Here is a 16,796-nt window from a genome sequence, read left to right on the forward strand (position 1 = left end):
TGCGATGACTTGAGCGAGGTAGTCCATGGCCATTCATTGCGAGGTACTCACCGGCGCCGATGGCGCCCGCATCGGCATCGCCACCCTCGATGCGCCCAAGGCGCTGAATGCCCTTAACCTGCCGATGATCGAGGTTTTGGGCAAACAGCTGCACACCTGGGCCCACGACCCAGGCATTGTCTGCGTGCTGCTGCGCGGCAACGGTGCCAGGGCCTTCTGCGCCGGGGGCGATGTGCGTGCGCTGGTGCAAGCCTGCTACAACCACCCCGGCAGCGTGCCACCGCTGGCCGCCACCTTCTTCGCCGCCGAGTACCGCCTGGACTATGCCCTGCATACCTACCCCAAGCCGCTGCTGTGCTGGGGCCACGGGCATGTACTGGGCGGTGGCATGGGGCTGCTGCAAGGCGCCAATGTGCGCATCGTCACACCCAGCAGCAAGTTGGCCATGCCAGAAATCAGCATCGGCCTGTACCCCGACGTAGGTGCCAGTTGGTTCCTGGCCCGGCTGCCCGGCAAGCTGGGCTTGTTCCTTGGCCTGACAGGCGCGCCGATCAACGCCCGCGATGCCCTTGACTTGGGCTTGGCCGATCGCTTTCTGGGCGAACACCAGCAAGAAGCGCTGATCGAGGAATTGCTGCAACTGAATTGGCAGGAGCAGACCGCACTGCAACTGAACAGCCTGCTCAAGGCCGAACAGCACCGTGCCTGCGCCGAATTGCCCGAAGCGCAGTGGCTGCCACGGCGGCAGGTCATCGACCAACTGCTAGACGTAGCCGATGCTGCCGCAGCCTGGCGAGCGCTGGAGGGGCTCAAGCAGCATGACGACCCGCTACTGGCGGATGCCGGCCAACGGCTGCATGAGGGTTGCCCGCTGACTGCACACTTGGTGTGGGAACAGATTCGCCGGGCCCGGCACCTGTCGTTGGCGCAAGTGTTCCAGATGGAATACAGCATGAGCCTGAACTGCTGCCGCCACCCAGAATTCAGCGAAGGCGTGCGGGCCCGCTTGCTGGACAAGGACAACCAACCGCGTTGGCACTGGCCCGATGTGGCGCAGGTGCCCGCGGCGGTGGTGGAGGCGCATTTTGCCAAGGCATGGGAAGGCCGCCACCCGCTCGCAGACCTGGGTTAATTTCAAGAATATGGGGCTGCCTTGCAGCCCCGCTTTCATTCACCTAGCGCTGCCAGTTACCGCCTTGCCCCTGCCCACGCCGACCCTCCCAGCGCCCGCCGCCATTCCCCTGCCCTCTGGAGTGCCAGTCGCCATGCTGGTAACGCTGGCTGCCATCCCGATAGTCATGCCGATCGCGGTCACGCCCATAGTCATTGCGCTGCCGGTTGCCATAGTCATAACGCGGGTTGCCGTGCCATCGGTTCATCCCAGGTTGCGGCTGCGACCGATAAATGGGCGTGGGGTGGTAGTAATAGCGCGGCGCCGGCTGGTAGTAATAGCGCGGTTGCGGCGTCACGTAATAGCGGTCATAGCGGTAATAACCCGGCGACACATAGCGGTCGCGGGAGTAGTAGTCCGAACGGTAATAGCCCCCGCTCTCGTAGTACGGGGCGCAGGCGGAAGTCATCAGCCCCAGCAGGGCGATCAACAAAATTCGATAGGACATGGCGGCCTCCTGGACCGCTGGAGTGCCCGAACAGCGGCGCTGGCGAGCATCGATGGAAAAAGCGTTCATCGACACTGAATAAGACCGCTGCGGCGAGGTGCAGTGCCATTTTTGCAACAATTTGATACAGCTGGAATGCCCCTGAAAAACTTGCAGTCATTTTCCGGTCATCTCACTAGAATGGGCGGCTCGGCACATATCACGGGAAGATCATGCCCTCACGTTCCGCTCTGTTTTCACAGCGCTCGCTGATCGTTACCCTGCTGGTACTGTTGGCTTGCGGCTTCCTCGCCACATCACTGCTCAGCTACTTTGCCTCGCGCAGCGCCATCCGTGACGGCATCATCAATACCGAGCTGCCGCTGACCTCCGACACGGTCTACTCGGAAATCCAGAAAGACCTGATCCGCCCGGTGCTGATCGCGTCGATGATGGCCCAGGACACATTCCTGCGTGACTGGGTGCTGTCCGGTGAGCAAGACACCCCGCGCATCACCCGCTACCTGGGCGAAGTCATGGGCAAGCAGGACACCTTCACCTCGTTCTTCGTGTCCGACCGCTCCCTCACCTACTACCAGGCCAAGGGTGTGCTCAAGCAGATGCAGCCGGGCACTTGGCGCGATGCCTGGTACTTCCGCCTGCGCGAGCTCAAGGCCCCCTACGAAATCAACGTCGACCTCGACATGGCCAACCAGGACAGCCTGACCGTGTTCATCAACTACCAGGTGCATGATTACCAGCAGCGCTTCATCGGCGCAGCAGGGGTGGGGCTGAGTGTGTCGTCGGTGGTCAAGCTGATCGACCAGTACCAGCAGCGCTACCAGCGCCGGGTACTGTTTACCGATGCCAATGGCAAGGTGTTGCTGACCGGCTCGGCAGGTGGCCCCCATGGCCTGCGGGTTGGCCAGCAATTGAGCGATAACCCCGAGCTGAGCGATGTACTGGCCCAGCAACGGGTGCCCGGGGCAGGCAGCCATGAGTATCTCGACAGCGACAACCACAGCCACTTCCTGAACGTGCGCCACCTGCCTGAGCTGGACTGGTACCTGCTGGTGGACAAACGCGAAACTGGCGCCCTGGACCGCATCCGCCACTCGCTGTACCTAAACCTGGCGATCTGCACCATGATCACCTTGGTGGTGCTGGCACTGGTGCATGCCATGGTCCGCCGCCACCAGGCCAGCACCGAGGCCCTGGCCACCCTCGACAGCCTCACCGGCCTGCCCAACCGGCGCAGCTTCGACTTGCTTGCCGCCCAGGCCTTGCAAGAAGCCCAGCGTGCCTGCAGCCCGCTGATTGCGCTGCTGATAGACCTGGACCACTTCAAGGTCCTAAATGACACCCACGGCCACCTGGCAGGCGACGAAGTGCTACGCCAATTCGCCAATGTACTGCAGGGTAGCGTTCGCCAGTCCGATATACTGTGCCGCTGGGGCGGTGAGGAATTTATTGTGTTGCTGCGTGAAGCCGAAGGCCGGCAGGCCCTCGAAGTGGCGGAAAAAATTCGCCAGCGTACCGAACAGCTGACGTTCAGCTACGACGACCAGCCGCTGCGCCTGACCACCAGCATCGGGCTGAGCAGCCTGCAGCCAGGCGATACCCTGCACGCCCTGCTGAGCCGCGCCGACCGGGCGCTTTATCGTGCCAAGCAGGCCGGCCGCAACCGAGTCTGCAGTGAAACCCGCCATGACTGACCGCCAACACTGCCCCGCTTGCGGCGCCCCCAACCAATGCAGCCTGGCCGACCCACGCAGCGCAACCCAGGCCTGCTGGTGCTACGGCGTGACCATCGACCCGGCGGTGCTCCTGGCCCTGCCCGCCGAGCTGCGCGACAAGGCCTGCCTGTGCCCGCGTTGCGCTGCCGTTGAAGAACAACTCCGATCCCCCGCCCGCCATTGACTGTTTCCATGCGCCTCGACCGTTTCCTCGCCAACCTGCCCAGCCATAACCGCCAACAAGTCCGCCTGATGCTGGCGCAACGCCGCGTGCGGCTGGATGGCCAGGTGGTCAGCGACCCGCTAGCCGAAGTACGTGAATTCAGCCGCGTGGAGCTGGATGACCAGCTGCTGCAAGCCGGCCGCCCGGCGCGCTACCTGATGCTGCATAAGCCCACTGGCTGTGTCAGCGCCACCCAGGACCCGCAGCACCGCACCGTGCTCGACCTGCTGCCCGCCGCGTTGCAAGGCGACCTGCACATTGCCGGGCGCCTGGACTTCAACACCACCGGCCTGATGATTTTGACCAACGATGGCCAGTGGTCACGGCGGCTTACCCAGCCGGCAACCAAACAGCCCAAGCACTATTTGGTGGAAACCGAGGACGAGATTGGCGTGCACTATGTGGCCAAGTTCCGCGAGGGCTTGTACTTCGCCTTCGAAAACCTCACTACCCTGCCCGCCCAACTGGACATACTGGGCCCACGCCAGGCACGGCTGGCGATCGTCGAAGGGCGTTACCACCAGGTCAAGCGCATGTTCGGGCATTTCGACAACAAGGTGGTGGCACTGCATCGCGAGAGCATGGGAGCGATTCGGCTGGACCCGGGGTTGGCGCCAGGGGCGTTCCGTGAACTAACTGCGGATGAAATCGCCACTGTCTAGGTTGCCTGTTCCGCCCTTTTCGCGGGCTCGCCCGCTCCAACAGGGTCATCGATAAGTCTGAGGCCTGTGATGCTCCTGTGGGGGCCGGAACAAACAGTAGAGGGTCGTCCTACGACCGCTCAGCGACAAAAGTCACATTTCCCCCCGAACGGCACTTGCGGGATCGGCAACCCACTGCTTGAATCCAAATCGTCAGTCTGCATGTGACTACCAAGTCACGCCCGCAGTCGAAGACACCTTTTGCCGGCCACCCAAAGCCTAGATGCCTTGGGGCACGGCAAATTGCCCGCCTACAACAACATCGTCGACGCAAGTGCCAAGGATCGACACAGGGCCCCCCAGACACTCTTCAGGCGAATGCCTACCTGTCATAAAGAACGTGCACCCTAGGTGACGCGAATACCCTTTTTGCGCCAGGAGTCGATGACATGAGGCCAGAAATTGCTGTACTTGATATCCAAGGTCAGTATCGGGTTTACACGGAGTTCTATCGCGCGGATGCGGCCGAGAAGACGATCATCCTGATCAACGGTTCGCTGGCCACTACGGCCTCGTTCGCCCAGACGGTACGGAACCTGCACCCGCAGTTCAACGTAGTGCTGTTCGACCAACCGTATGCGGGCAAGTCCAAGCCGCACAACCGCCAGGAACGGTTTATCAGCAAGGAGACCGAGGCGCATATCCTCCTTGAGCTGATCGAGCACTTCCAGGCAGACCACGTGATGTCGTTCTCGTGGGGTGGCGCAAGTACGCTGCTGGCGCTGGCGCATCAGCCGCGGCGGGTGAAGAAGGCGGTAGTAAGCTCTTTCTCGCCGGTGATCAATGAACCGATGCGCGACTACCTGGACCGTGGCTGCCAGTATCTGGCCGCCTGTGATCGCTATCAGGTCGGCAACCTGGTCAACGACACTATCGGCAAGCACCTGCCATCGCTGTTCAAACGTTTCAACTACCGGCATGTCAGCAGCCTGGACAGCCACGAGTACGCGCAAATGCACTTCCACATCAATGAAGTATTGCAGCATGACCTGCAGCGGGCCCTGAATGGCGCGCGCAACATCGATATCCCGGTGCTGTTCATCAACGGCGACCGCGACGAGTACACCACGGTCGAAGATGCCCGGGAGTTCGGCAAGCATGTGGGCAACAGCCAGTTCAGCGTGATCCGTGACGCGGGGCACTTCCTCGACATGGAAACCAAGGCCGCTTGCGAAAACACCCGCAGCGTCCTGCTCGGTTTCCTCAAACCGACAGTACGCGAGCCACGTCAACGCTACCAGCACGTACAACAGGGGCAGCATGCATTGGCAATCTGAGCGCATCGGCGCCCTGTAGGTGTTTTGCGCAAGCTGCGGGGTGCCGACAAGCTTTTTTATAACGTGGGCTTCTAATTCGTGCGGGGTTCTGGTAAAAAGTGCAGCGCAGACGCGGGTATAGTTTAGTGGCAAAACGAAAGCTTCCCAAGCTTTAGTTGAGGGTTCGATTCCCTCTACCCGCTCCACATCGCATCACCGCATGGCGTTCCCGTAGCGTCATCGCTGTCAAAAGGAGCCTTGGCTCCTTTTTTCGTTTCTGCCGTCCCTACATTGACCTGGCCCATGGCCATTTGCCTACCGATCCGCTTCAATGCGCAGCGGGTGCATGCGCGTGCAAGCGAAACGGTTTGGCGCGGATATGCTCAATGGATTCGCGAAACATTTCGAAAGGACGACGCATGTTTCTCTCTCGCTGGCTACCGGGCCTCGCCAACCTGCTGCACTACCGTCGCGAATGGTTCCACGCCGATTTGCAGGCCGGGCTTTCGGTGGCAGCGATCCAGATCCCCATTGCCATTGCCTACGCGCAAATCGTCGGCCTGCCACCGCAATACGGCCTGTACGCCTGCGTGCTACCGATGATGGTCTACGCCCTGATTGGCAGTTCGCGGCAATTGATGGTTGGCCCGGACGCCGCCACTTGCGCGATGATTGCCGGTGCCGTGGCGCCCTTGGCCATGGGCGACACACAGCGCATTGCCGAACTGTCGGTCATTGTCACCGTGCTGGTGGGGGTCATGCTGATCGCCGCTGGCGTAGCCCGGGCCGGGTTCATCGCCAGCTTCTTCTCCCGGCCGATCCTGATCGGTTACCTCAACGGCATCGGCCTGAGCCTGATCGCCGGGCAGCTGTCCAAGGTAGTGGGGTTCAAGATCGAAGGCGATGGCTTCATCCTCAGCCTGATCAACTTCCTCCAGCGCCTAGGCGAAATTCACTGGGTGACGCTGCTGATCGGCCTGGCCGCGTTGGGCCTGCTGATCTGGCTGCCCCGCCGCTACCCGCGCCTGCCAGCGGCGTTGGCGGTAGTGGCGCTGTTCATGCTGCTGGTCGGGCTGTTCGGCCTTGACCGTTTTGGCGTCGCCATCCTTGGCCCAGTACCTGCCGGCATCCCGCAGCTGGCCTGGCCGCACAGCAACCTGGCAGAAATGAAAAGCCTGCTGCGCGACGCCTTGGGTATCGCCACCGTCAGCTTCTGCAGCGCCATGCTCACCGCACGCAGCTTTGCCGCCCGGCATGGCTATGCGATCAACGCCAACCACGAATTCGTCGCCCTGGGCGTAAGCAACCTGGCGGCCGGGGTTTCCCAGGGCTTTGCCATCAGCGGCGCCGACTCGCGCACTGCAGTCAACGACATGGTCGGCGGCAAAAGCCAGCTAGTGGGCATCATCGCCGCACTGGTCATCGCCCTGATCCTGCTGTTTTTCACCGCGCCAATGGCGTGGATCCCCCAGGCAGCACTGGGCGCCGTGCTGCTGATGGCCGGCTGGGGGCTGATCGACATTAAGTCGCTGCAGCACATCCGCCGCCTGAGCCGCTTCGAGTTCTGGCTGTGCCTGCTGACCACAGTGGGCGTGCTGGGCCTGGGCGTACTGCCCGGTATCGTGTTTGCCGTGACCTTGGCGATCCTGCGGCTGCTGTACAGCATCTACCAGCCCACCGACGCCGTGCTGGGCTGGTTGCCAGGCACCGAAGGCCAGGTAGACATCCGCAAGCACCAAGGGGCCCGCACGGTGCCAGGCCTGGTGGTGTACCGCTTCGACGACGCGATCCTGTTCTTCAACGCCGACTACTTCAAAATGCGCCTGCTCGAAGCCGTACAAAGCCAGGAGCAGCCCAAGGCCGTGTTATTCGATGCCGAAGCAGTCACCCGTATCGACGTCAGCGGCATCGCCGCCCTGCGCGAAGTGCGCGACACCTTGGCGGCCCAGGGCATTTTCTTCGCCATCGCCCGTGCCCGCGGCACCTTCCTGCGCATGCTGGTGCGCTCGGGGATGGCGCGGGAGATGGAGGACAAACTGCTGTTCGGTTCGGTACGCGCAGGCATCCGCGCGTATCGGGTGTGGCGAAACAGGAGCCGCAGTGTTCCGATAGCTGAGCAGGGCTGAGGGGGACGATGCCAGCCGCATGACATGCTAAAGTCGCCCCCGTTCCCCGCTCCACCAACGGACCCCAGCATGCCCGCACTCAACGCCGCTCTCACCCCCTGGCCAGCACTCGCCGCCCACCGCCCTTGCGACGCCCTGCTGCTGGGCAACGGTGCCAGCCGCGCGCTGTGGAAGCCGTTCGGCTACTTCTCGCTGTTCGAGGAAGCGCAACGCGCCGGCCGCAAAAAAGGCCTGGCCATCAGCGACCAGGCACTGTTCAAGTCCCTGGGCACGGAGCTGTTCGAGCCGGTGCTCAGCACCCTGAACACCACCGTACGCGCCAACGCCGCGCTGGCCATCAACTCCACCGCGCCGCTGAACCGTTACTACTCGATCAAAGAAGCGCTGATCCACGCCGTACGCACGGTGCACCTGCCGTGGCCATTGCTGCCCCCAACCACGCTGGCCACCCTCAACCAGGCCCTGCGCGGCTACCGCAGCGTGTACACCAGCAACTATGACCTGCTGCTGCCCTGGGCCGTGCAACATGCCCCGCAGGGCTTCGCCAAATTGTTCGACGAGCAAGGCTTCTTCGACGTGCGCCGCACCAGCAGCAAAGGCACCCGGGTGCTGCATCTGCATGGCGGCCTGCACCTACTCAAGCTGCCCGACGGCACCACTCGCCAACGCAGCGCCGACAGCGCCGAACTGCTCGATGGGTTTGCCGTGAACATCCCCGGTGAAGTGCCGCTGTTCATCAACGAAGACCGCAGCGAGGAAAAACTGCGCGCCATCCGCCATTCGGACTACCTGAGCTGGTGCCTGGGGCAACTGGCGCGGGAAAGCCAGGGGCTATGCCTGTTCGGGCAGCATTTGGACAGCAGTGACCAGCATCTGCTCGAAGCCATTCGGCTGGCCCGGCCGAAGCACCTGTCGATTGCTATTCGGCCGTTGAGCGAGGCATCGGTGATCAACCAGAAGCAGCATTTCGTGGATCGGTTTGGGGATATGCCGGGGACCGAGCTACATTTCTTCGATGCCAGTAGCCATCCTTTAGGGCAGGAAATATTGGCTATTGATGTACCGCTCACCCGTAGGTGAAGAGCCTTGGGGCACAGGCTTAATGGGCTACTTTTTTAGAAGCGCCGAAGATTCGCTCATAGGCGTTGGATACATTGACTGCCATAGCCACATGGGCCAATTCCAGTGTGTCCTGACCCATTGAGTAGTTACCTCGCGCCTGCATCCAAGCCAGAATGTCGGCTAGATGCCAAAGCGGAGTGCTACATCGTGCCCAGGTGCAGGGAATGGTCCTACGTGAAGTCGGGATTTTTTGCCCAAAGCATGTTGGGTGCCGCTAGGAGAAACGGGGCAATCAAAGCAATCCATCGGCCCGCAACAGCATCTCCAGGCAATGCTCCTGCACCCCATAAAACGCCTTGAGCTGGGCAATCTTCTCCAGCAACGCGCCGTTATCCACCGCCTGCCGGCGCTTCACCGCAAGAATCATCTTGTTCTTGTTGGTGTGCTCCAGCGAGATGAACTCGAACACCTTGGTCTCATAACCGCAGGCTTCCAGATACAGCGCGCGCAAGCTGTCGGTGAGCATCTCGGCCTGCTGCCCCAGGTGTAGACCGTACTGCAACATCGGTTGCAACAACCCCGGGCTGTGCAGTTGCGGGCGAATCTGTTTGTGGCAGCACGGCGAGCACATGATGATCGCGGCGTTGCAGCGGATGCCGGTGTGAATGGCGTAGTCGGTGGCAATGTCACAGGCATGCAGGGCGATCATGACTTCGATGGCCGCCGGCACCACGCTGCGCACGTCGCCACACTGGAACTCCAGGCCGGGATGCTCCAGGCGCGAGGCGGCGGCGTTGCACAGGTCGACCATGTCCTGGCGCAGCTCTACACCGGTCACCTGCGCCTCACGGCCCAGGCTGTTGCGCAGGTAATCGTGCATGGCGAAGGTCAGGTAACCCTTGCCCGAGCCGAAGTCGGCCACCCGCAGCGCCTGCTCCGCGGGCACCGGGGCGCTGGCCAGGGCGTGGTCGAAGACCTCGATGAACTTGTTGATTTGCTTCCACTTGCGCGACATCGACGGGATCAGCGCGCCTTGCGCGTCAGTCACGCCAAGGTCGCGCAGAAACGGCCGCGACAGCTCCAAATAGCGCTTTTTCTCGCGGTCATGGCCACTGCTCGCGGCAGCCTCACGCGGTGCCTGCGCGCCGTGGCGCTGGAGCATCGGCTTGCCCTTCTTGCTGAAGGTCAGCTGCACTTCGCCGTCGGCGTCGAACAGGTGGGCGTTGCGAAAGCTGTCTGGCAGCAATTCGCTGACCAGTGCCAACACCTGGTCCAGCGGCAGGTTGCGGGTGATGTCGCGGGTTTGGTGGCGGTAGACCAGCGACAGGCACGGCTGGCCCTTGACCTGCAGCGGCTTGGCGATGATCCGTTGCAAGGTCTGGTCGGCACCCACATGGCGCGCCAGCACCAGTTTGACCAGGGTGTTGCCGTGCAAAGCGGCGTTCAGCAGGTCGAGAAACTGGGCGCACGCATCCGGCGCGGAGGAAGCGGAAGAACTGGCGGACATGGAGAAACGTTGCCTCGGGTAGCGGGAAGCGCTTGGCGCAATACGTGCATTCTACAGGGTGGTTCGGTTCCTGTGGGGGCGGGCTTCCCCGCGAAACATTCAACGCGCTGCCTGGCACCGGCTGCACCGGTGTTCGCGGGCAAACCCGCTCCTACAGGGTCAGGTTCTGAATCAATCGAGAATCACCAACCGGTTTGGCAGTTCGTTACGCGCATGGGTAGGCGGCACATGCTCGCTAAGCAGCTCGCCACACGCCTCGATGCATTCGACAAAGCCCTGCAAAGTGCGGCCCTGGCGCACCTGCTCGGTAAAACGGCCGACGATAGCCGCACGAGCCGTGGCATCCAAGTAGTGCTCGATACCGCGGTCGACCAGGATCTCCACATACCGCTCCGCCTCGCTGACAAAGATCAGCACGCCGGTGGCGCCTGCTGTGCGCTGCAGGTTCTGTTCGCGAAATTGCTGGCGGGCCAGCCGCGAGGCGCGCCAGCGGCGCAAAGCCCGGGGGATAAGCCACCCGGCCAGGCGCGGGTTGCGCAGCAGCAGGCACAGGCCGACGAACAGCGACACATTGGCTACCAGCAGGCCACGCCCCCCTGGCCAGCCCAGCACCCCGTGCAACAGCCCTGGCACAGCCAATGCCAGCACCGCGGCCCAGAACAAGGGCCAATAGGCATAATCATCGGCACGGCGGGCCAGCACCGTCACCAGTTCGGCATCGGTGCGCCGTTCGGCACGGGCAATGGCTTCGGCAATTTGCCGCTGATGGTATTCGTCGAGGGGGGTCATGCCGTCGGTCTCTTGAGCATTCTTATAGTTGTTGTCCCGGCATTCGGGGCTTCGTCCGCAGGCGACATATTCAGGCATAATCCGCCGCTGGAATAAATGCCTGCAAATCGTACAACAAATAGCCGCCTGAAAACTTCGGCCGCGCGCGTATCACCGTGGATACGGCAGGGGCCCCATAACGGAATTCATGATGAAACTGTCTTTGCTGGGCCTGGCCATGGGCCTTGCCAGTCAGGCGGCCCTCGCCGCCCCCTCCGCCCCGCCCCTGCAGGACAAGCAGGCGTTCATCGATCATCTGATCAGCCAGATGACCGAAGCCGAGAAAATCGGCCAACTGCGCCTGATCAGCATCGGCCCGGAAATGCCCCACGAAAAGATCCGCGAGGAAATCGCCGCCGGCCGTATCGGTGGCACCTTCAACTCGCGCACCGCGCCAGAGAACCGGCCGATGCAAGACGCGGCAATGCGCAGCCGCCTGAAGATCCCGATGTTCTTCGCCTACGACACCGTCCACGGCGAACGCACGATCTTCCCGATCGGCCTGGGCATGGCCGCGACCTGGGACATGGACGCCGTCGCCAAGGTCGGCCGCACCGCCGCCATCGAAGCCTCGGCCGATGCCCTGGACATGACCTTCGCGCCGATGGTCGACATCGCCCGCGACCCGCGCTGGGGCCGCACCAGTGAAGGCTTTGGCGAAGACACCTACCTGACCTCGAAGATCGGCCAGGTGATGGTCCGCTCGTTCCAGGGCAGCAGCCCGGCCAACCCCGACAGCATCATGGCCATCGTCAAGCACTTCGCCCTGTATGGCGCGGTAGAAGGCGGACGCGACTACAACACGGTGGATATGAGCCTGCCGAAAATGTACAACGACTACCTGCCGCCCTACCGCGCCGCCCTGGACGCCGGTGCCGGCGGGGTGATGGTGGCGCTGAACTCGATCAACGGCGTGCCGGCCACCTCCAACACCTGGCTGATGAACGACTTGCTGCGCAAGGAATGGGGCTTCAAGGGCGTGACCATCAGCGACCATGGCGCCATCCAGGAGCTGATCCGCCATGGCGTTGCCCGCGACGGCCGCGAAGCGGCCAAGCTGGCGATCAAGGCCGGCATCGACATGAGCATGAACGACACGCTCTACGGCGAAGAGCTGCCAGGCCTGCTGAAGTCCGGCGAAGTAACCCAAGGCGAACTGGACCAGGCGGTGCGCGAAGTGCTTGGCGCCAAATACGACATGGGCCTGTTCAAAAACCCGTACGTGCGCATTGGCAAGGCCGAAACCGACCTCAAGGACTACTACGGCAACGACCGCCTGCACCGCGAAGCCGCACGGGACGTCGCGCGCCGCAGCCTGGTGCTGCTGGAAAACCGCAACCAGACCCTGCCGCTGAAAAAGGCCGGCACCATTGCCCTGGTCGGCCCGCTGGCCGATGCCCCGATCGACATGATGGGCAGCTGGGCCGCCGACGGCAAACCGGTGCATTCGGTGACCGTGCGCGAAGGCCTGCGCCGCGCCGTAGAGGGCAAGGCCCAGCTGGTGTACGCCAAAGGCTCCAACGTCACCGGCGACAAGGCGATGTTCGATTACCTGAACTTCCTCAACTTCGATGCACCGGAAATCGTCGACGACCTGCGCCCGCCTGCAGTGCTGATCGACGAAGCGGTGAAAGCGGCGAAGCAGGCCGACGTGGTGGTGGCAGTGGTCGGCGAATCGCGTGGCATGTCCCACGAATCGTCAAGCCGCACCACCCTGGAAATCCCGGCCAGCCAGCGTGAGCTGATCAAAGCCCTGAAGGCCACCGGCAAGCCGCTGGTGCTGGTGCTGATGAACGGCCGGCCACTGTCGATCAGCTGGGAGCGCGAACAAGCCGATGCCATCCTTGAAACCTGGTTCGCCGGTACCGAAGGCGGCAACGCCATTGCCGACGTGCTGTTTGGCGACTACAACCCGTCCGGCAAGCTGGCCATCACCTTCCCGCGTTCGGTCGGGCAAATCCCGATGTACTACAACCACACCCGCATCGGCCGGCCGTTCACGCCGGGCAAGCCGGGCAACTACACCTCGCAGTACTTCGAGGAGCCCAACGGCCCGCTGTACCCGTTCGGCTATGGCCTGAGCTACAGCAGTTTCGAGCTGTCGGACCTGACCCTGTCCGACAACAACCTCAAGCGTGGCGACACCCTGCAGGCCAAGGTAAGAGTGACGAACACCGGCAAGCGTGACGGTGAAACCGTGGTGCAGCTGTACCTGCAGGATGTGTCGGCATCGATGAGCCGCCCGGTGAAGGAGCTGAAGAACTTCCAGAAGCTGATGCTCAAGCCAGGCGAGTCGCGCACGTTGAGCTTCCGCATCAGCGAGGAAGACCTGAAGTTCTACAATGGCCAGCTGCAGCGGGTCGCCGAGCCAGGTGAGTTCAATGTCCAGGTAGGGCTGGATTCCCAGGCGGTGCAGCAGCAGAGCTTTGAACTGCTGTAACTGAATAGGTCGCCTGTACCGGCCTCTTCGCGGGTAAACCCGCTCCCACAGGTACTCTGCAAGCAGATGCCCTGCACGATACCTGTGGGAGCGGGTTCACCCGCGAAGAGGCCGGCCCTGATATCCCATTCATCCGGATCCGCCCCAATGCCCTTTTCCGTTCGCGCCCTGCGTCTGGGGCTGATCACCCTGCTGATCGTGCTGGGTACCGCTCTCAGTGCTGGTTGGGCCATGCACCAGGCCAAGCGCCAGGCCATGGAAGACGACGCCCGGCGTGCCAGCCAGCAATTGGGCCTGTACGCCAATGCCCTGCACACCTTGATCGACCGCTACCGCGCGCTGCCCGCCGTACTGGCGCTGGACCCGGAGCTGATCGCCGCCCTGCGCGGCCCGGTCAGCGAACCGGTGCAGGACGCGCTGAACCGCAAGCTCGAACGCATCAATGGCGCCGCCAACTCCTCCACCCTCGAGCTGCTTGACCGCAGCGGCCTGGCCATCGCCGCCAGCAACTGGCGGCTGCCCAGCAGCTACGTGGGCTCCAACTACGGCTTTCGGCCCTATTTCAAGCAAACCCGCAGCCAAGGCAGCGGCCGCTTCTACGCCGTGGGCGTGACCAGCGGCGTGCCGGGCTACTTCCTCGCCAGCGCGGTGAATGACGAGCAGGGCCGCTTCCTCGGCGCCATGGTGGTGAAACTGGAGTTCCCTGAGCTGGAACGCGAATGGCGCCAGGGCAGCGACATCCTGCTGGTGAGCGACGCCCGCGGCATTACCTTCATCGCCAACCAGGACGGCTGGCGCTACCGTGAACTGCAACCGCTGACGGGTGCCGACCGCGCCGAATTGGCCGCAACCCGCCAGTACGATAAGCAACCGCTCGTGCCGCTACAGCACCAGGTGCTGACCCGCTTCGCCGCCAACAGCACCCTTAGCCGGGTGCAAGGCCCGGACGGCAGCGCCGAGTACCTGTGGGAAAGCCTGCCGCTGGAAGGCGAAGGCTGGACCTTGCACCTGCTACGCAAGCCACAGGTCGCCGCCGATGGTCGCAATGCCGCGCTCGGCGCCGCCGCCGTGTGGCTGAGCCTGGTGTTCGCTGCGCTGTTCGTCAGCCAGCGCCTACGCCTGGCCCGGCTGCGCCAGCGCAGCCGGCAAGAGCTCAAGCGCCAGGTCGAGGAACGCACCCGCGAGCTGCGCACCGCCCAGGAGGGCCTGGTGCAATCGGCCAAGCTGGCCGCGCTCGGGCAGATGTCGGCGGCCATGGCCCATGAAATCAACCAGCCGCTGACCACCCAGCGCATGCAGCTGGAAACCCTGCGCCTGCTGCTCGACCATGGCCGCTATGACGAAGCGCGCCAGGCGCTGGAGCCGTTGGAGCAGATGCTCACGCGCATGGCGGCGCTCACCAGCCACCTGAAAACCTTCGCCCGCAACAGCCCGGTCGGCCTGCGCGAACGCCTCGACCTGGCCACCGTGGTCGACCAGGCGCTGCACCTGCTGGAAACCCGCATTCGCAGCGAAGGGGTGGCAGTGGCCCAGTACCTGGCGCGCCCGGCCTGGGTCCGCGGCGATGCCATCCGCCTGGAACAGGTGCTGATCAACCTGCTGCGCAATGCCCTCGACGCCATGGCCGACAAGCGCTACAAACGCTTGGAGATCCGCATCGAGCCCGACGGCGAGCTGTGGCGCCTGAGCGTGCTGGATTCGGGTGGCGGCATTGCCGAGGCCGACCTGGCCAAGGTCTTCGACCCCTTCTTCACCACCAAGCCGGTGGGCGAAGGCCTGGGGCTGGGCCTGGCCATTTCCTACGGCATCGTGCATGAGGCCGGTGGCCAGCTGCAGGCCGAAAACCTGCCCGGCGGCGCGCGCCTGAGCCTTACCCTGCCCCGTGACCTGGAGCCTGTATGCTGAACACCGTGATCGTCGTCGATGACGAAGCCAGTATCCGTACCGCCGTCGAGCAATGGCTGAGCCTGTCGGGCTTCAGCGTGCAGCTGTTCGCCCGCGCCGAAGAATGCCTGGCGCACCTGCCACGGCATTTCCCGGGGGTAATCATCAGCGATGTGCGCATGCCGGGCATGGATGGCCTGCAACTGCTCGAACGCCTGCAGGCGGACGACCCCGACCTGCCGGTAATCCTGCTAACCGGCCACGGCGACGTGCCGATGGCGGTCGAAGCCATGCGCAGCGGGGCCTACGACTTCCTGGAGAAGCCCTTTACCCCACAGCACCTGCTGGGCAGCCTGCGCCGGGCCCTGGAGAAGCGCCAGCTGGTATTGGAAAACCGCCGGCTGCACGAACAGGCCGACCTCAAGTCACGCCTGGAGGGCACGTTGCTGGGCATGTCCCAGGGCCTGCAACAGCTGCGTCGGCAAGTGCTTGAGCTGGCCAGCTTGCCAGTCAATGTGCTGATCCGTGGCGAAACGGGTAGCGGCAAGGAGCGCGTGGCCCGCTGCCTGCACGATTTCGGTCCGCGCGCCGGCAAGCCCTTCGTCGCCCTCAACTGCGCCGCCATCCCCGAGTCACTGTTCGAGGCTGAGCTGTTCGGCCATGAAAGCGGCGCCTTCACCGGTGCTCAGGGCAAGCGCATCGGCAAGCTGGAATATGCCAATGGTGGTACGGTGTTCCTCGACGAAATCGAAAGCATGCCACTGGCCCAACAGGCCAAGCTGTTGCGGGTGATCCAGGAGCAGAAGCTGGAGCGCTTGGGCGCCAACCAGAGCATCAGCGTTGACCTGCGCATCATCGCCGCGACCAAGCCCGACCTGCTCGAAGAGGCCCGCGCCGGGCGCTTTCGCGAAGACCTTGCCTATCGCCTGAACGTAGCCGAGTTGCGCCTGGCGCCACTGCGCGAGCGGCGTGAGGACATTGCCCTGCTGTTCGAGCATTTTGCCCGTGCTGCCGGGGAAAAGCTGGGCCGTACCGCCCCGCCGCTGTCGGGCGCGCAACTGGCGCAGCTGCTGTCGCATGACTGGCCGGGCAACGTGCGAGAGTTGGCCAATGCGGCGGAGCGCCACGCCTTGGGCCTGGGCGCGCCAAACATCGAGGTGGCACCTGCCGGGCAGTCGTTGAGCGAGCAGATGGAGGCGTTCGAGGCGCAATGCCTGCGCGCGGCGTTGCGCCAGCACGGGGGTGAGATCAAGGCGGTGATGGAGGCCTTGCAGCTGCCGCGGCGCACGCTGAACGAGAAGATGCAGCGGCATGGCTTGGTGCGGGAGGATTTCGTCGGGCGAGAATGAGCGGAAATCCGCCTATCAGGCTCAGCCAGTAAGCAAAAAACCGCTCACAACGCGGTTTTTTGCGGGCTGCGTTGCAGCCCTTCGCG

General features: G+C 63.4%; 13 protein-coding genes and 1 tRNA gene. 11 read left to right on the plus strand and 3 right to left on the minus strand.

What is annotated here, in order from left to right:
- Positions 1–25: 25 nt before the first annotated feature.
- Entirely contained in the window at positions 26–1,132 is a 1,107-nt protein-coding gene (locus DV532_RS19980) for an enoyl-CoA hydratase/isomerase family protein (protein WP_056802014.1), read from the plus strand.
- Positions 1,133–1,175: 43 nt separating this feature from the next.
- On the opposite strand, the gene DV532_RS19985 is transcribed toward DV532_RS19980, so the two are convergent.
- Positions 1,176–1,619, minus strand: a complete 444-nt coding sequence (locus DV532_RS19985) for a hypothetical protein (RefSeq protein WP_056802012.1) — start codon at positions 1,617–1,619, stop codon at positions 1,176–1,178.
- A 212-nt stretch (positions 1,620–1,831) separates the two neighbouring features.
- Here DV532_RS19985 and DV532_RS19990 point away from each other — a divergent pair, with 212 nt between their 5' ends.
- The 7 genes from DV532_RS19990 to DV532_RS20020 all read left to right on the plus strand — a co-directional run bounded on the left by DV532_RS19990 (position 1,832) and on the right by DV532_RS20020 (position 8,720).
- Positions 1,832–3,313, plus strand: coding sequence for a diguanylate cyclase (locus tag DV532_RS19990; protein ID WP_056802011.1), 1,482 nt, complete (start codon positions 1,832–1,834; stop codon positions 3,311–3,313).
- The gene (locus tag DV532_RS19995) at positions 3,306–3,518 is read left to right on the plus strand and encodes a cysteine-rich CWC family protein (protein ID WP_056802010.1); all 213 of its coding nucleotides are present in this window, start codon (positions 3,306–3,308) and stop codon (positions 3,516–3,518) included. Before DV532_RS19990 ends, DV532_RS19995 begins: the two co-directional genes overlap by 8 nt.
- Before the next feature lie 8 nt (positions 3,519–3,526).
- A complete protein-coding gene (locus tag DV532_RS20000; protein WP_056802009.1) occupies positions 3,527–4,219 on the plus strand; it encodes a pseudouridine synthase in 693 nt (230 codons plus the stop codon).
- A gap of 428 nt (positions 4,220–4,647) precedes the next feature.
- Positions 4,648–5,535 carry an alpha/beta fold hydrolase gene (locus DV532_RS20005; protein WP_056802008.1) on the plus strand — a complete coding sequence of 296 codons (888 nt, stop codon included), beginning with the start codon at positions 4,648–4,650 and terminating at the stop codon, positions 5,533–5,535.
- A gap of 111 nt (positions 5,536–5,646) precedes the next feature.
- Positions 5,647–5,720 (plus strand) — tRNA-Gly (locus tag DV532_RS20010).
- A gap of 213 nt (positions 5,721–5,933) precedes the next feature.
- Positions 5,934–7,640 (plus strand): SulP family inorganic anion transporter, encoded by a 1,707-nt coding sequence (locus DV532_RS20015; protein ID WP_056802007.1) that lies wholly within the window; start codon positions 5,934–5,936, stop codon positions 7,638–7,640.
- Positions 7,641–7,709: 69 nt separating this feature from the next.
- Positions 7,710–8,720, plus strand: a complete 1,011-nt coding sequence (locus tag DV532_RS20020; RefSeq protein WP_056802006.1) for a DUF4917 family protein — start codon at positions 7,710–7,712, stop codon at positions 8,718–8,720.
- A 274-nt stretch (positions 8,721–8,994) separates the two neighbouring features.
- Here the strand turns inward: DV532_RS20020 and DV532_RS20030 are convergent, their stop codons facing one another.
- Positions 8,995–10,209, minus strand: coding sequence for an SAM-dependent methyltransferase (locus DV532_RS20030; RefSeq protein ID WP_056802004.1), 1,215 nt, complete (start codon positions 10,207–10,209; stop codon positions 8,995–8,997).
- 171 nt (positions 10,210–10,380) lie between these two features.
- The gene (locus DV532_RS20035; RefSeq protein ID WP_056802003.1) at positions 10,381–10,998 is read right to left on the minus strand and encodes a TPM domain-containing protein; all 618 of its coding nucleotides are present in this window, start codon (positions 10,996–10,998) and stop codon (positions 10,381–10,383) included.
- A gap of 187 nt (positions 10,999–11,185) precedes the next feature.
- Here DV532_RS20035 and bglX point away from each other — a divergent pair, with 187 nt between their 5' ends.
- The 3 genes from bglX (at position 11,186) to DV532_RS20055 (ending at position 16,710) form a co-directional block, all read left to right on the plus strand.
- On the plus strand, positions 11,186–13,477 hold the full coding sequence (gene bglX, locus DV532_RS20040) for a beta-glucosidase BglX (protein WP_056802002.1): 2,292 nt from the start codon (positions 11,186–11,188) through the stop codon (positions 13,475–13,477).
- Positions 13,478–13,624: 147 nt separating this feature from the next.
- Positions 13,625–15,382: an ATP-binding protein gene (locus DV532_RS20050; RefSeq protein ID WP_056802001.1), complete on the plus strand. Its 1,758-nt coding sequence runs from the start codon at positions 13,625–13,627 to the stop codon at positions 15,380–15,382.
- Positions 15,376–16,710 carry a sigma-54 dependent transcriptional regulator gene (locus DV532_RS20055; RefSeq protein WP_056801999.1) on the plus strand — a complete coding sequence of 445 codons (1,335 nt, stop codon included), beginning with the start codon at positions 15,376–15,378 and terminating at the stop codon, positions 16,708–16,710. The genes DV532_RS20050 and DV532_RS20055 overlap by 7 nt, the downstream gene beginning before the upstream one ends.
- The last annotated feature ends 86 nt before the right edge of the window (positions 16,711–16,796 follow it).

It is taken from the genome of Pseudomonas sp. Leaf58 (genome assembly GCF_003627215.1).
Lineage (GTDB): Bacteria > Pseudomonadota > Gammaproteobacteria > Pseudomonadales > Pseudomonadaceae > Aquipseudomonas.

Coding starts and splice junctions, on each gene's coding strand:
- DV532_RS19980 (WP_056802014.1), top strand. CDS start 26: ATGGCCATTCATTGCGAGGTACTCACCGGCGCCGATGGCGCCCGCATC.
- DV532_RS19985 (WP_056802012.1), bottom strand. CDS start 1,619: ATGTCCTATCGAATTTTGTTGATCGCCCTGCTGGGGCTGATGACTTCC.
- DV532_RS19990 (WP_056802011.1), top strand. CDS start 1,832: ATGCCCTCACGTTCCGCTCTGTTTTCACAGCGCTCGCTGATCGTTACC.
- DV532_RS19995 (WP_056802010.1), top strand. CDS start 3,306: ATGACTGACCGCCAACACTGCCCCGCTTGCGGCGCCCCCAACCAATGC.
- DV532_RS20000 (WP_056802009.1), top strand. CDS start 3,527: ATGCGCCTCGACCGTTTCCTCGCCAACCTGCCCAGCCATAACCGCCAA.
- DV532_RS20005 (WP_056802008.1), top strand. CDS start 4,648: ATGAGGCCAGAAATTGCTGTACTTGATATCCAAGGTCAGTATCGGGTT.
- DV532_RS20015 (WP_056802007.1), top strand. CDS start 5,934: ATGTTTCTCTCTCGCTGGCTACCGGGCCTCGCCAACCTGCTGCACTAC.
- DV532_RS20020 (WP_056802006.1), top strand. CDS start 7,710: ATGCCCGCACTCAACGCCGCTCTCACCCCCTGGCCAGCACTCGCCGCC.
- DV532_RS20030 (WP_056802004.1), bottom strand. CDS start 10,209: ATGTCCGCCAGTTCTTCCGCTTCCTCCGCGCCGGATGCGTGCGCCCAG.
- DV532_RS20035 (WP_056802003.1), bottom strand. CDS start 10,998: ATGACCCCCCTCGACGAATACCATCAGCGGCAAATTGCCGAAGCCATT.
- bglX (WP_056802002.1), top strand. CDS start 11,186: ATGATGAAACTGTCTTTGCTGGGCCTGGCCATGGGCCTTGCCAGTCAG.
- DV532_RS20050 (WP_056802001.1), top strand. CDS start 13,625: ATGCCCTTTTCCGTTCGCGCCCTGCGTCTGGGGCTGATCACCCTGCTG.
- DV532_RS20055 (WP_056801999.1), top strand. CDS start 15,376: ATGCTGAACACCGTGATCGTCGTCGATGACGAAGCCAGTATCCGTACC.